Origin of the sequence: Methanosarcina barkeri 3, assembly GCF_000970305.1 — an archaeon.
GTDB lineage: Archaea > Halobacteriota > Methanosarcinia > Methanosarcinales > Methanosarcinaceae > Methanosarcina > Methanosarcina barkeri_A.
The window spans coordinates 695,691-710,156 of record NZ_CP009517.1 but is presented as its reverse complement, the minus strand read 5'-3'; the positions used below and the strand labels follow the sequence as shown (position 1 = coordinate 710,156).

The window sequence follows — 14,466 nt, the reverse complement described above, 5'->3', positions numbered from 1 at the left end:
TCTCTTTAATATCCGTTTATTTTTTAACGTTTATTTCCTTTTTTAACGCTTGTTTCCTTTTTTAACGCTTGTTTCCTTTTTTAACGCTTATTTCCTTTTTTAACGCTTGTTTCCTTTTTTAACGTTTATTTATGTCTTTAATGTCTTAATCTTGTCTTTAATACCCATAACTTGTATTTAATGTGCAGCTAGTACTTCTACAAACAAGACCTTCACGCAGGATGCCCTTAAATACCTGTCAGTATCCTGGGCGATGACAGTCATTATCATTGTAAATAGCTTCCGGATATATGCTCGTAATCAGGTATGTGGAGCATGTGTTGGGTCGTAGTACAAAAATAGATATCGCTAATTCCTTTGGTGTGCGCATCAGTTTAATTCTGATTTTTACAGCTCTTATTAGCACTAATTTCTTCCTGCAGTTAATCCAATTCGATTAAATTATGGGTCAATAACAAGGCTGCGACCTCATTTAATGTTAGTTTAAGTTCGGACTTCCCCTGAAATAGTTCATCGTGGATCGCAATTAAATATCTTTTATTCGGTGGAATATACCAGTAGGGATGTGATAAAATGCCATTTTCATAAATTAAAGACAATTCATCTATTTTATCCAAGACAGTTTTTTTATTCATAGTCCCTTCGAAAAAAGTTTATGTAGTTTTCTCAAGCTCCTAGACAAATGATAAATGCTTTTAATATCAGGGTTCTCTCAGAGTCACCCACATTTTCTCATCCCACATTTTTCTCATATATCTTATATTAACTTCCTTATATATTCTTCTAAAATTGCTATTTTGTTTCGTTTCAATTATTGAGCAAAATAATTAGCAGAAACCCTTCTTCTCGCCCTGCTATTTAAAGTATGCTAGACAGGTGTTTACCTTCCAGAATACGAAAGTCGGAGAAAAATTGATGAGGAACACTCGACTGGCATAACGCTGGCAGTGAAACTGGAGTATGATACCTATTATTTAAATATCGAGGGATATATCTAGTATCAAGATGATCGACGAAGCGCTGAGGGTTTTTAAAGATCTTGACTCAAAGGATTTCAGGATCCTGACTGGTATTGAGACCGGAATGAAGCATTTTGAATGGGTGCCAATGGAAGAACTGAATAAATACACCAGGCTGCCCTTTGAAAAGCTGGAATACAGACTGAAAAAACTTGTGAGGAATAAGCTTGTTGTCAGGATCACACAGCCTTACGAAGGTTTTCAGATTTACTTTGAGGGATACGATGTCCTTGCCCTTAATGCCTTTGTCAAGCGAAAAAGTATCAGTGCAATAGGGGACGAAGTCGGAGTAGGGAAAGAATCGGTAATTTATGAAGCAATCCTCCCGCCTGAGCTTTCAATTGGCGAACCTGTTCCGGTAGTGATCAAGTTTCACAGGGAAGGGAGGACAAGTTTCAAGCAAATAAAACGTGTGCGTGAGCACCTTGGGGAAAGAGAACATTTTTCCTGGATCTATGCATCCAGACTTGCCGCCCAGCGGGAGTATGACATCATGACCACCCTGTATCCAGAGGTCTCAATCCCGAAGCCCTTTGACCATAACAGGCATGCAATAGTCATGGAACTTGCAAAAGGTAGCCTTCTTTCAAAAACAAAACTTATTGACCCTGAATGGTATCTCGATGAGATCCTCAAACAGGTAAAAATTACCTATTCACTGGGAATTATCCACGCCGATCTAAGTGAGTATAATATTTTTGCTTCCGAAGATGGAGTCCAGTTAATTGACTGGCCTCAGTATGTTACTCCTGAACACCCCCACGCCGACGAAATTCTCGAGAGGGACGTTTCAAACGTTTTAAATCATTTTTTCCGAAAGTACGGAGTTAAAAGGGAGCTTGATGAAACAATCCGCGAAATTAAGAGCCAGACAGGCAAAAGCGCAGAAGATATAAAAGAAAATACAGAAAGCAGGGTTGAAAGAGGTACTGTGGAAGAATGGGAGCTTGAAGAAGCCCTGGAAGAAGGCTTTGAAACCGAAAGATTTGAGACCGAAAGTTTCGAAGCTGAAGAATTTGAAGCTGAGGAATTTGAAGCTGAGGAATTTGAGGCTAAAGAATTCGAATCAGATGAAACTGAAGCAGAAGATCGAAAAGTACAGAGTCTCAAAAAAACGGCCTCGGAAAAAAGGACTTCAGATAAAGAGTAAATTGACTCATACATGATGAAATGGCCTCTAACGAAAGCGCGAGTTTCAAAACTGGTGAGAAGGTTTGTTTTTATCTGATTAGAGACACTTCCGGCTACGAGAAATGTAGTATCTCAGCATTTCTTAGTTTACGGACATGAGCAGAGGAAGTTCATGCAGACCAGGATAAAAGCCATAAAATGAAGCTTAATCTTTATCTTTTTATCTGGATTAATTCAATAGACTATAGTTTGTGGAACTACATTTCGATGTGCCTTGTAAAAAGAATAAACACTTTATAAAAGGCACTTATCCTGACTTATATCTGTCCTTTTATACTTTCTTCTGCTTTCTTCCACTTGTTTTCACTTATTTTTACTTCTTTATACTTTTTTCCACTTTTTCCAGTTATTTTTACTTTTTTCCACTTATTTTTACTTTTTTCCACTTGTTTTTACTTTTTTTCTACTTATTTCATTTCTTTTACTTTCTTTTACTTTCTTCTACTTTCTTCTACTTTCTTCTACTTTCTAAAATGTAAGTATCTGAGAGTCGGTTTAGACCCAAATATTAATAATATTCTGGATAATATAATTCTCGGGAAATAATACAGGATTGGGGGAAATTTGATTGGAGTTTTTAAATGCTTCTTGTGAAGCTGCCAGAGGAGTGAGTCTTAATTCTGCGCTATTGAAAACAATTTTATCGAAAATAATTCTCCTTTTGCTGCTTACTCTATGCCTGGTGTCTTTAGCCAGTGCAAAGTACTCATTGGAAGGAGCTAAGACAGATATAACTGTTAATGCCAGCGGGGTAGTCCATGTTGAAGAATCGATTTCATACGCATTTGATGGTGACTATGCTGATATTCACAGGGAACTCAAAGCGTTGCCTGGAGAATCTATTCGAAATGTAAGGGGACGTTGTTCGGACAAAGCATGTAAACTCAAAGTTGAACCGATTTCAGAAGGGTACAGACTAATAGGCGAGCTTCCAGATTCCACTCCGGAAAAAGTGACACTTTTTATTTCTTACGATTATTATGGTGCAGTTAAAGTTCACAAGGATGTCTCCGAATTAAGTTATAAGCTGTGGGGAGGCGAATGGGAGAAACCTCTTAAGAGTTTTAAAGGAAATGTTATTCTTCCGGTGAAAAACGAAAGTGAAATCCGATACTGGACTCATCCGGTTGCTTATACACAGGAAGCAAATATGGAAAACAATGTAATCAGTTTAAGGACAGGAGAAATACCATCTACTCAATGGTATGAAATCCGAGTGGTTTTTCCAAGGATTGCATCCTCAGGTTTCGGTTCTGTCAAGGTAGATGAGGTTAGAGGACTTGAAAAAATAGTAGCTACTGAAAATGTATACCAACAGAAAAACTTGATCTTAAATAGCCTTTATAGGAAGACTTTTCTGTTTGCACTATTTGTTCTTGTATTTCCTTTACTTATATACTATAGATATGGAAGAGAACAAAAAATTGTTTATGATAACGCTTTTGAAATAAAAGTGCCTGAGAATTCCAAACCTGTATTAGTAAATGCTATTGTAATGGGAAGTAAGGGTACTCCCACAATAGACGGATTTACCGCCACGATTATGGACCTTGTTAACCGCGGCTATATCTCTTTGCGAAATTTGAAACCTGAAGAGATAGGCTCAATCTATACTTCAGAATTAAACTCATCCCATAGATCAGAGTCAGACTTACCCTATAAATCGGAGTCGGACTCGTCCCATACATCAGAATCCGGATTCAGAGATTTTATGGTTGAACTTGTTAACAATGAAATGTATTTAGAGGCTGAAGGAAAATTATCCGAGCTGGAAGATTTTGAAAAAGATGTACTTCATCTGTTAAAAACTCATGCTCCCGAAAGAAAAATTTCCTGGAAAAAACTTGAAACGGAATTACAAAGCGAAAAGAATTTCTATAAATTCCTAACTTCCTGGAATAAAAAAGTTCAAGTATACACTACATTTGATAAATATTTTCAATTTACAGGAAATGTATATATATACTGGTTTGCCCGAACTATTCTAATAGCTTCAATTACTTATTATATTCTGATTTCAGGATTTTTCCCTTCAAAGGCTTTTCCTCTGGCTTCAAAAATAAATGTAGTGACCAGTTTAATCGGGATTTTCGGGTTCGTTATGATAAGGTGCTCAGGTATGTTCATAACAATATTTGGGCGCTGGACACCCGAAGGAAGTCTTTACTACAAGCAATGGGATAATTTCAAAAAATATCTTACAGACCTTTCTGCTCTTAAAGAATCTCCTCCTGAATCAATAAAGACCTGGGACTCTTATCTGGTGTATGCTATATCCCTGGGAATTGCAAAAGAATTACTTCAAAATATGTCTCTGATCGTTCCGTCAGAACAGTTAAGAGAGAGCAACTTCTATCCCATAAGTTCCAACTATAACCAATCTGAGTATAGTTCTGGAAATATTTCCTCTTTATCCTATTCTGGAGATATAAATCGAGAAGACGATAATACCGGTAGCAGCTAATAGCTGAAAACAAGGGGAAACAACTCTGAAAACACAGAAACAACTGAAAACACAGAAACAACTGAAAACACAGAAACAACTAAAAACACAGAAACAACTAAAAACACAGAAACAACTAAAAACACAGAAACAACTAAAAACACAGAAACAACTAAAAACACAGAAACAACTAAAAACACAGAAACAACTGAAAACACGGAAACAAAAAAGAAAAATACTATAAAAATAACATTTCCCGGATAAAACGGTGCCGAAAAATGGACATTACTCACTTTTTAAATCAGATAAAAGCTTCCAGTCGCTATGAAAACCAGATCGTTCATAATGAAAAAATCCCTGCAAGGGAAGCTCTGTATTCTCCTCTTCCCCTTAAACAGCAGGTAAAAGCAGCTCTTTCAGGCATAGGAATCGAAGATCTGTATGTGCACCAGGCAGAAGCTATAGAAAAAATTCGGGAAGGAAAGGATATTGTACTCTGCACGACTACAGCAAGCGGAAAGTCCCTTACTTACATGGTTCCTGTTTTTGAAACTATTCTCAATGAACCCGAAGCAACTGCCCTTTATATATCTCCTTTAAACGCACTTGTAAATGACCAGTTAAAGTCTTTTCTGGAATTAGAAAAGGCACTGAAATCAGGTGCGGGTATAGCCCGTTATACAGGCGCCCTTTCAGAGGTCGAGAAAAGGAAGGTAAGAGAAGGGCAAACTAATGTGGTTTTAACAAACCCTGAAATGATTCACATGAGTTTTCTTGCCTGGCATCATCTCTGGAAGCGCTTTTTCTCAAACCTCAGGTTCATAGTCGTTGATGAAAGCCATTACTACAGGGGAGTTATAGGCAGTAACATGGCAAACCTGCTCAGGCGACTTTTGCGCGTAGCTAAGTATTATGGAGCTTCTCCACAGTTCATCTGCTGTTCCGCAACAATCGGAAATCCGGACGATCATACTGAAACTCTTATCGGGAGAAAAGCTTCGGTTGTTGAGAACAACGGTTCTTTACAGGGCAGCCAGCAATTCGTTTTCTGGAATCCACCACTTTATCTGAATAATAAGGGTTGTACACTAAGGAGAAGCAGTTTTTCCGAAGCTTCCTCGCTTTTTTCTAAGGCTGTGCAGGCAGGCTTTCAGACACTGGCCTTTACCCGATCCAGGCAGGGAGTTGAGAGGATGTATAAGAGTTGCAAGGAGATATTAAGAAGCAGAAATTTCTCTCCTGCAATCTGCTCGTACAGGAGCGGCTATTTTGACAGGGAAAGAGAAGAAATCGAAAAGAAAATGAATTCAGGGGAACTTAGAGGGGTTATTTCTACAAATGCGCTCGAACTGGGGATAGATATAGGAGGGCTCGATGCCTGTATTCTGGATGGTTACCCAGGAACGGTAATGAATACCAGACAGCAGGCAGGCAGGGCAGGCAGGAGTGGAAAAGAAAGTCTTGTTATCCTTGTTGCAGGCACAAATGCTCTTGACCAGTACTACATGAGAAACCCTGTCGATTTTTTTGCAAGAAGCAATGAAAATGCAGTGCTCAACCCCAAAAATCCATATATCCTTGCAGGGCACCTGCTCTGTGCCGCAAAAGAGATTCCTCTACGGGCGTCCGATGAGAATTTTTTCGGTAAAGGGTATCCAAGAGTTGTGGAACTTCTGGAAGCCGAAGGCCTGCTTGCAGGTGACGATCTGAAGTATTCTACGGACCCGTTTCCGTACAAACACGTTTCACTTCGGGGAATAGATAATAATACTTACTCTCTCCTTGTTTTTGAGGAAGAAAAGCGCTTCCCTATAGAAAAAGACATTGAGGAAACCCTCGCATTCAGGGAGTGCCATCCAGGGGCGGTTTATATACACAGGGGAGAATCATATTACATAAACAGAATCGACCATGAAAAGAAAGAAATCCATGCCTTAAAAACGCATGATACCTATTATACGAAACCCATGATCGACTCGTCCGTGCTTGTGCAGGAAACCTATGCGGTAAAGCTGCTTTTGCATGCATCGGAAGTCGAAGTCGGGCTTGGAGAAGTCGAAGTAACTGACAGAGTTATAGGGTACAGGAAAATCCAGACCCAGAGCAATGATGTAATGAGCGCTCACTCCCTTGATATGCCTCAGGTAAGCCTTCAGACAATGGCTCTATGGCTTAAGCTTCCTGACAGGCTGCAAGAACTGGTAACAGAACACAAGCTGGATTTTGCAGGTGGGATCCATGCAATCGAGCACGCAATGATTTCAATGTATCCTCTTCACCTGCTTGTGGACAGGAACGATGTAGGTGGAATTTCCACACCGTCTCATCCTGACCTCGGAGGCAAAAGCGGGATATTCATTTATGACGGGCATAGGGGAGGAGTTGGATATGCCGAAAAAGGTTACGACCTTATAGAAGAGGTGCTTGATGGCACTTTAAAAGCAATAGAAAGCTGCCCATGCGAAAGCGGCTGTCCAAGCTGTATTCAGTCACCAAAGTGCGGTAACAATAACGAACCCCTGGATAAACATGCTGCAATTATGCTTCTTCACGAACTCCTTGGAAAAGCTCCTTATATTCCGCCTGAGAGAAAAGAAAAGCACCTCTCCGAAGTCCGAGCTTCCAGACCAGCTCCCGAAAAAAAGAGCACAGAAGATGCTCTGAGCAGAGTCAGGCGCCAGCTCAGGCGGGAAACCATAAAACAGGAAGCTCCAGCAGCGCAGGAGAAAAAAGAAAAAACCTTTATTGCCACGGACGAAAACGGAGGAATGATCGGAGTAATCTCTGCTCCTACCCCCGAAAAGGCTGCAGCAAAAACTTTTCACCAGAAATTCCGAAGAAAAAAAGAACTTACAAGGGAGAAACCCCTTGAAATCTACATTAGAGACCTTGGAGCAGGTAATGATTATAGCTTCCAGCTCTGGATTGAAGTTTCAGAAAAAGAAGGAAGCGAAACTGATAACGAAAAAAATGAAAAAAAGATTGTTAAGAAACTGATTATCAGAAAAGTGAACTGAAAAAAGGGAACAGAACAATTACTTTTATACTGAAATAATGGAAAACGCCAGAAATTGAAGGCGAAAGGGTAATAGGAGATACCAATTAAATCTGACAAGACAAAACCTTTCAACAAACTCTTTCGCCACATTCAAGCAAATTCTGTAGCCAGTTATATTTTCGTCTCTATTTATTTTCCAGATAATCAGTTCTCTTTTGAAGATGTTCATTCTTTTTTGAAGACTGTAATGTACTCAGATATGAGTTTAGTGCTACTGCCATTTCCATTCGTTACTATAAGGCTTATATTATACTTTCCTGGTTCAGTAAATGTATGAGTTGCGTTTAAAGCATGTTTTGAATTAATACCGTCTCCAAAGTCCCAGATCCAGGAAGTCGGTCCACCTGTGCTATTGTCGGTAAACAATACTTTTAGCGGAGCCATTCCAGAAGTAGGAAATGCGGAAAAATCTGCAACAGGTAGTTTTGGGCTCTGTCCTTCCTCTGAAATAATGCATATGTAGATCTCGAAATTTCCATTGATGTTGCCTGTCCACGCAATCTTGTCTCCATAAATAGCAGACTCTGCAGATGATAATCCATTAGTGGTTATCTTGGTCTCCTTCTGAGTGGAAAGATCATACATATAGATGGCTGTATGATCATTACGATAATCTGCCCACACGACTCTATCCTCATAAATAGCAGGCCAAGCATGGTCTGTTTGATTGGTAGCAGTCTGGGTTTCTATAGAAGTGGAGAGGTTATACATGCATATACTGATTTTTCCATTAAGGTAATCTTCCCAGATGATCCTATCACCATAGATTACAGGATGCATATATCGTGATTCATTGGTGGTTATCTTTGTTTCCTTTAAAGTGGCAAGATCGTACATGTAGATATCTGAGTTTTCAGACTCATGACGCTTAGCACACCACACTATCTTGTCTCCATATATATCAGGAGTTAAATCATCTGATATACTACTGGTAATTTGAGTTTCATTATGAGTAGAGAGATCGTACATATAGATATCGGGGTTCGAGAAGTTTTTAACATCACCATTGCGGTAATCTACCCAGATTATCTTGTCTTCGTAAATTTTAGGATTCGAGGCGGACCCATTAGTAGTGATCCGAGTTTCCTTTTTAGTAGAAAGATTGTACATGTAAATTTCTCCATTTCCATTACGAAGATCAGTCCATACAATTCTATCATCACAGATGTCGGGAGAAAAGTCATATGATTCGCTGGTGGTTATTTGAGTTTCCCTGGAAGTGGAGAAATCATACATATATATATCAGGATTTCCATTGCGATCGTCCGACCACACAATTCTGTCCTTATAAATAGCAATCCCGCCCGGGTTTAGTCCATTGGTAGTTACCTGATGTTCAGTGAGGATAAGTTGCCCATCTACACGCTGTACAGGAGATGCTGTTATTGGAAATAACTTTGAGGAAGTTCCATTTGAATTGATTACGTTCAGGTTAACAATATAAGTTCCCGGAAAAGTATAGATATAAACCGCAGTTTTGTTTGTAGAATCGGTAACTCCATCATTGTTAAAGTCCCACATTCTTTTTGCTACGTTTTGCGAAAGATCTGTAAAAGTGACAGTAAGAGGAGCCTGGCCTTTCGTAGAATTGACACTGAAATTGGCTACTGGAAGACTCTTAGCCTCCTGTGCGGTAATCTCCTGAGTTTTTGATGCTTTACCGTTTACGTTGCTTACTGTCAGATTAACAATATAATTTCCTGGAGCTTTATACTCGTAAACCGGGTCTTTTTCCGCAGCGTCTGAGATCCCGTCATTGTCAAAATCCCAGTTCCATAAAAGTACATATTGTGAAAAATCTGTAAACTGGACTGAAAGAGGGGCAAGCCCCTGTGTGATATTGGTACTGAAGTTTGCAACAGGTGGACTTTGTGTCCTGGATATTGATGCGAGAGGAAGAAAATCAAAATCACTTCCATTACTTCCATTAACATTGTAAGGCGAATCGCAAATCCAATCTCCATCTGAATCCGTACAGGCTTCCGAAAAACCGGTTCCATTCGGGTTTGCCCAATAGTTACCGCCCAAATATGGCCCGCCTACAATATTAGTGCCTGAGATACGTGAATTATTCCAGGTATATTCACTATGATTTCCCAGCCTTACGTTTATAGTGTTGTTAAAATAGTTATTATAGACTCGTTCATCAAACTCCCGGTCTGGAATAGAGAGCCCGCATTCTGTACTGGAGACTATTATGTTATTTGATATATCAGTACTAGAGTCCATCACAGCAATTCCAGTGCTGCAGTTCAGGATTGTATTATTATGAATTCTGGAAGGCGACTGAGAAATATCTATCCCGTTAAAGCAATCCATGATCGTATTATTTCTAATATCTATCCCATGATCATATGTACTGACCCCGTGAGAGCTATTCAAAATTATGTTATCAGATATTTCATCTCCTCCCCCGCAACAGGCAATACTTATACCCCAGCCGTTTGAGATCTTATTTTTATATATCAGGTTAAGCGAGCACCATACTGCCAGATGAATAGAGCCTTTTTCAATGATATTGTTTGTCAGGTTGTTCCTGCTGCTTTCACCCATAGAAATAGAACCATTGAAGAGAGAGTTTTCTGAGATTGTGTTATAACTGGAGTATGACAGAGAAATGGACCCTTCTTCAAGCGCATTGTCTCTCAGATTATTCATATTACTGTCTTCATTCAGAGAAATAGAACTGTTGAAAAGGAAGTTCTTCGAAACTTTATTATAGTCGGCGTTAACAAGGCACACTCCCAGATAGTTTTCAAATAGAGTATTACCTGTAATTTCGCAGTTTTTAGCATTCTTAAGGCAAATCCCAGATGGATAGTAAGTATAATTTCCCTTAGCTCCTGTTATATTGAAGCCGCTCAGAGTTACATTATTAGCTGTTATAAGGAAAATGCTTTTGTTTTCTTCTGGAGATTTTACCAGTATCTCAGGGTTTTTCGATTTCGACCTGATAGTCAGCGAGGTAACGTTAACAATTATATTTTCGTTATATGTCCCAGGCATGACGATAACTGTATCTCCTGAGGACGAATTGTTTACTGCTTCCTGAATCGATCGGAAATCTGCACTTGAACTATTAGCATCTACCACAATTTCCCTGGCGAATGCAGAATTTTGAACCGAAGTTATAAGAAAAACAACAACTGATAAAAAAACGATTAATTTATTTACCCACACCTATACTTCCCCCGTTAAACCAGAAATATTAAACCAAACCCCTAAAATTCAGCTGTTTAAGAATTAATAGGCCTTATCTCAGGAGCTTTATATAATCCTAATCTTTTCTTCGAGGAAAATGCAGAGGGTTGATAAATTATTTTATGTTTAAATAGTTAAAAGTAGTTAATTTAGAGTTTTAATGGTTTTCATTTCTTGTTCTTTGCATTAATAAAAGGAAATAACGTTAAAAGTTTGTTCAGTATACCTTTGACTTTAACTATTAACAGCGAGCTTCAAGAAACGGGAGATGCAGAAAAACCTGCATCAGGTGATCCTTTCCCTTGTTCTGAGATAATGCACATATAGATATCGGCCTTTCCATTGCGTCTATCCTCCCACACTATCTTGTCCCCATAAATAACTGGAGAGCTTGCTAATCCACTAGTGGTAATTTGGGTTTCCTTTTTAGTGGAAAGATCGTACATGTAGATATCTGAGTTCTCTATGTATTCCTTATCATTGCGATCATCCTGCCATACTATTCTATCTCCGTAAATCGCAGGGTCATGTGACGATCCACTAGTGGTTATCTGGATCTCCTTAGCAGTAGATAGATCGTACATGTAGATATTCAGGTTTCCGTTGCGATAATCTTCCCAGACAATCCTGTCTCCATAGACTGCAGGACGCTCCTGATTGGATTTATCCGTAATTACCTGAGTTACCCTTTCAGTCGAGAGATCATACATAAAGATTTTAGAAGATTCATTGATATTTAAGCGACTCTCCCACACTATTCTGTTCTCGTGGATCGCAGGCAGATATGAGATTGATCTGTTATCTGTTAACCGAATTTGCTTTGAGCTGGAGATATCATACATATATACACAGATTCCATTACATTCACCCTGCCAGACAATCTTATCACCATAAATAGCAAGATATATTCCCAATTGATTTGAGACCAGCGTTTTGGTAGAAGTTGAGAGATTGAGCAGGTATATCTTCCCGTATTCACGCAATACAACCCTGTCATTATATATAACGGGGCAAAACTCAGAAATGTTGCTGCTAGCAATTTGAGTTTCAGAAGACGTGGATATGTTGTATAGGTGTAGAGTATAATTATCATTATGATTGTTACTTTGCCACACTATTCTGTCTTCATAAATTGCAGGTTGCGTCTCATCTGATTTACTGGTAGTAATCTGATATTCCGTTAGGACAAGTTTACCTTTCAGACGCTGCGCAGGAGATACTGTTACCGTAGATGATTTTGAGTCCATACCTTTTGTATTGTTTACTGTCAGATTAACAGTATAGTTTCCAGGATAAGTATATACATAAACCGGATTCCTTTCGGTAGAGTCAGGAATTCCATCGTTGTTGAAATCCCATATTACTGCTGTTGCATTTTTTGAAAAGTCTGTAAATTTGACAGAAAGAGAAACCCGTCCGCCAGTCACATTAGTACTAAAATCTGCTACGGGAGGAACTTTAGCTTCCTGAACATTCATTTTTAAACTTTTCGAAGATATCTCTTTTCCGTTGCTTACTGTTAAATTGATAATATAGGTTCCCAGCGCTGTATACGTATGAATTGGATTCTGGTTTATGGAATCCGGTATTCCATTACTGTCGAAATCCCAGCTCCATGCAACTGCATTCTGAGAAAGATCCGTAAACTGAACTGCGAGTGGGACAAGAGTATGCGTGATATTGGTGGTGAAGTTTGCAATAGGAATTATTGATTCCTGTGATCTGGATGCAGACACAAGAGGGAAATAATCAGTATCATTATCGGTTATACTGTAAGGCAGGTCACCAATCCCATTCCCATCCGAATCAGCGCAGATCTGAGAAAAACCAGTTCCATCAGGTTTTGCCCAGTAATTGCCACCAAGGTAAGGTCCACCTACAATGTTAGTACCTGAGGTTTTTGTAGTATTCAGGGAGATAGGGATTACTCCGGTTACATTATCTATTGGTTCTGCGGTATAGGAATTGCCTGTATAGATGCTCGTGTAATCATTTTTATAGTTGCTCGTGTCGTTAAAAAAGTTGACTGTATTATTAAACATATTGTTGTAGAACTGATTAGTTGCACCATATTGCGCTCCACATCCAAGATTGTTTATGTATATTCCGCATTGCCTGTTTAGTTCTACCTTGTTATTGGTTACTATATTATCAGAAGAATAACCTTCGAACAATATCCCGATATTGTTGTTTGAAATGGTGTTATTTAAAAGTGAGTTCTCTCCTGCAGGATCTCCAAACAAACTTGAACCGCTTAACAATATTCCTATATTGCTGCTTGAGATCTTATTATTTGAAATTAAGTCTCCTCCTGATATCCCTTCAACCGAAATTCCCCTATCAGTGCCAATAAGGGTGTTATTATTAATTGTGTTCTGCTGTGAGCGATATTCCATAACGATGCCTTTACTGCAATTCACAATCGTATTATCTTCTATCTCACTGCCACTAGATTCCCAGAGATTAATTCCAGAGTCTGGGCTATTTGAAATATAATTACCTAAAACTTTCTGGTCAGCGCATTCAGTCAGCCTTATACTACCATTTAAAAGAGTATTATTAAGCAAAATACAATCGTTTGGTCCTTGATGAACATTAATGTTTCCCTCAACAATTAGGTTGTCAGAAACTGTAAAACTAGAACCTGGGTGATAGTCAAAACTGGATACACCAATGCCTCCATTAACGATTACATTTTTCTCAATAGTGGAATTGTAACATTCATCGGCATAAATATCTGATTCCAAAATGTTACTTTTAATAGTACAATTTTCAATCGGATAATGACTGTTATAGCCAATAGGGAGTATATATCCCTGTAAAGTCAAACTCTCCTGTACACTAAACCCGCTTACAGTAATATTATTTTCACCCAGTTTAAAAGCCCGAACAGTAGTATCCTCAGGATTTTCAGATTCAGAAAGGATACTTATGTTCTGTACCCCAATGTCTACGCTTTCATTATAAAAGCCTGGATAAATAAGAATTACATCTCCTGAGGACGAATTGTTTACTGCTTCCTGAATCGATCGGAAATCTGCACTTGAATTATTAGCATCTACCACAATTTCCCTGGCAAATGCAGAATTTTGAACCGAAGTTATAAGAAAAACAGCAACTAATAAAAAAACGATTAGTTTATTCACCCACATCTGTAACTTCCCCCGTTAAACCAGAAATATCACATTAATAAGATCTAAAGTCCTCAAAAAAGGATATATGATCTAAGAATTAAAAGAACTTATTTCAGGCATTATATAATCTTTTGTGCTTTCTCAGTAAAAATAAAGCAGGTTAGAGGATTATTTGCGATTTAAAGGCAATGAATTCTCAAGTTTCTTATTCTAATATGTTTAAGTTCTTAAAATATCTATTACGGTACTTGATCCAGAGGTATGGTATTTCAAGCTAGATTCAGACTAAATGGAAGTTTTTTATACGACATTTCATACTTTATAATATTATAGGGGAAGAATTCCCAGAGGAAACAAAACTGCTTTCAAAGATTACCTATGTTACAGGCTTTTGTTTGTCTTTCATAGCTTGAATTTTCC

At 38.5% G+C, this 14,466-nt stretch carries 7 protein-coding genes; 3 read left to right on the top strand and 4 right to left on the bottom strand.

Annotated elements, in window-relative coordinates; all coding sequences use genetic code 11:
• Positions 1-422: 422 nt before the first annotated feature.
• Entirely contained in the window at positions 423-635 is a 213-nt protein-coding gene (locus tag MSBR3_RS02900) for a hypothetical protein (protein ID WP_048106331.1), read from the bottom strand.
• Positions 636-1,005: 370 nt separating this feature from the next.
• On the opposite strand from MSBR3_RS02900, the gene MSBR3_RS02895 reads away from it, so the two are divergent.
• Complete coding sequence (locus MSBR3_RS02895; protein ID WP_048106329.1) at positions 1,006-2,169, top strand: serine/threonine-protein kinase RIO2; 1,164 nt, start codon at positions 1,006-1,008, stop codon at positions 2,167-2,169.
• A 298-nt stretch (positions 2,170-2,467) separates the two neighbouring features.
• On the opposite strand, the gene MSBR3_RS21315 is transcribed toward MSBR3_RS02895, so the two are convergent.
• On the bottom strand, positions 2,468-2,596 hold the full coding sequence (locus MSBR3_RS21315; protein ID WP_268989109.1) for a hypothetical protein: 129 nt from the start codon (positions 2,594-2,596) through the stop codon (positions 2,468-2,470).
• A gap of 182 nt (positions 2,597-2,778) precedes the next feature.
• On the opposite strand from MSBR3_RS21315, the gene MSBR3_RS02890 reads away from it, so the two are divergent.
• Together MSBR3_RS02890 and MSBR3_RS02880 are read left to right on the top strand one after the other, a co-directional pair.
• Positions 2,779-4,674 (top strand): DUF2207 domain-containing protein, encoded by a 1,896-nt coding sequence (locus MSBR3_RS02890; RefSeq protein WP_048106328.1) that lies wholly within the window; start codon positions 2,779-2,781, stop codon positions 4,672-4,674.
• Between the two features lie 257 nt (positions 4,675-4,931).
• Positions 4,932-7,670 carry a DEAD/DEAH box helicase gene (locus tag MSBR3_RS02880; RefSeq protein ID WP_048106326.1) on the top strand — a complete coding sequence of 913 codons (2,739 nt, stop codon included), beginning with the start codon at positions 4,932-4,934 and terminating at the stop codon, positions 7,668-7,670.
• Positions 7,671-7,876: 206 nt separating this feature from the next.
• Here MSBR3_RS02880 and MSBR3_RS02875 read toward each other — a convergent pair whose 3' ends face one another.
• Together MSBR3_RS02875 and MSBR3_RS02870 are read right to left on the bottom strand one after the other, a co-directional pair.
• Positions 7,877-10,891: a PKD domain-containing protein gene (locus MSBR3_RS02875; RefSeq protein ID WP_048106325.1), complete on the bottom strand. Its 3,015-nt coding sequence runs from the start codon at positions 10,889-10,891 to the stop codon at positions 7,877-7,879.
• A 275-nt stretch (positions 10,892-11,166) separates the two neighbouring features.
• A complete protein-coding gene (locus tag MSBR3_RS02870) occupies positions 11,167-14,064 on the bottom strand; it encodes a NosD domain-containing protein (protein ID WP_052723245.1) in 2,898 nt (965 codons plus the stop codon).
• Positions 14,065-14,466: the final 402 nt, after the last annotated feature.